The sequence below is a fragment of the Endozoicomonas atrinae genome, assembly GCF_001647025.1.
Taxonomy (GTDB): domain Bacteria; phylum Pseudomonadota; class Gammaproteobacteria; order Pseudomonadales; family Endozoicomonadaceae; genus Endozoicomonas; species Endozoicomonas atrinae.
This window is the reverse complement of record NZ_LUKQ02000696.1, coordinates 1-693: the sequence shown is the minus strand read 5'-3', so window position 1 is coordinate 693 and position 693 is coordinate 1. Positions and strand designations below refer to the sequence as shown.

The 693-nt window shown below is 40.7% G+C and carries 1 protein-coding gene and 1 pseudogene; one reads left to right on the top strand and one right to left on the bottom strand.

The genetic code is table 11. The features are described from left to right. Window positions 1–176, top strand: a pseudogene (locus AK963_RS36360) (IS256 family transposase); the annotation flags it as partial. Between the two features lie 15 nt (window positions 177–191). On the opposite strand, the gene AK963_RS30115 reads toward AK963_RS36360, so the two are convergent. Beyond that, window positions 192–548: a hypothetical protein gene (locus AK963_RS30115; protein WP_066018848.1), complete on the bottom strand. Its 357-nt coding sequence runs from the start codon at window positions 546–548 to the stop codon at window positions 192–194. Window positions 549–693: the final 145 nt, after the last annotated feature.

Sequence of the window (693 nt, the reverse complement as noted above, 5' to 3'; positions counted from 1 at the left end):
GCGTCATTCGTAAGGCGATCAAGAACCGGAAGATTTTTCGGACTGATGAGTCAGTCATGAAGGTAATCTATCTGGCCATGGAAAAAGCTTCCGAGAAATGGACCATGCCGATCAGGAACTGGAAAGCAGCCATGAACCGGTTTGAAATTATGTTTCCTGACCGGTTCAAGGAGTAATAGTTTTGGTGGCGTTTACACAGAATTATTTACAGGCTCAAATTTTATATTTTCTTTATTACTATCCTTACTATCAATAGAGCTTATTATTAAATTGAAATTATCCAAGGTGGACGCTGTCGATTTTGCCAAATCAATAACCCCTTCCACATAACTCGCTTTATGCTCACCCTCCGATGTGCATAATCGTGTAAATGAATTCTTCAATTCATCCAAATCTCCTTCCATTCTGGTAAATAACCGTTCTATTTCATTGCCGAAACCAGCACTATTTTCTGCTTTATATTCAGCTGGTTTTCCAGTAGCAACGACACCATCAAGTCCACCTTCTTGCTGTATAGTGAATTCTGTCAAACCAATGACCCCACCCACATCACTCGGCCTATGTACCAGGGCTTACGCACGAGTATTCTCATTTGCATTTAGCGATTAACTTTAGCCAAGTTCTATTTCCACCGGATTACAGATATAGTCGCTGATTTTTGATCTCTAAATGCTTAAGCCTGCCCCTCTCATC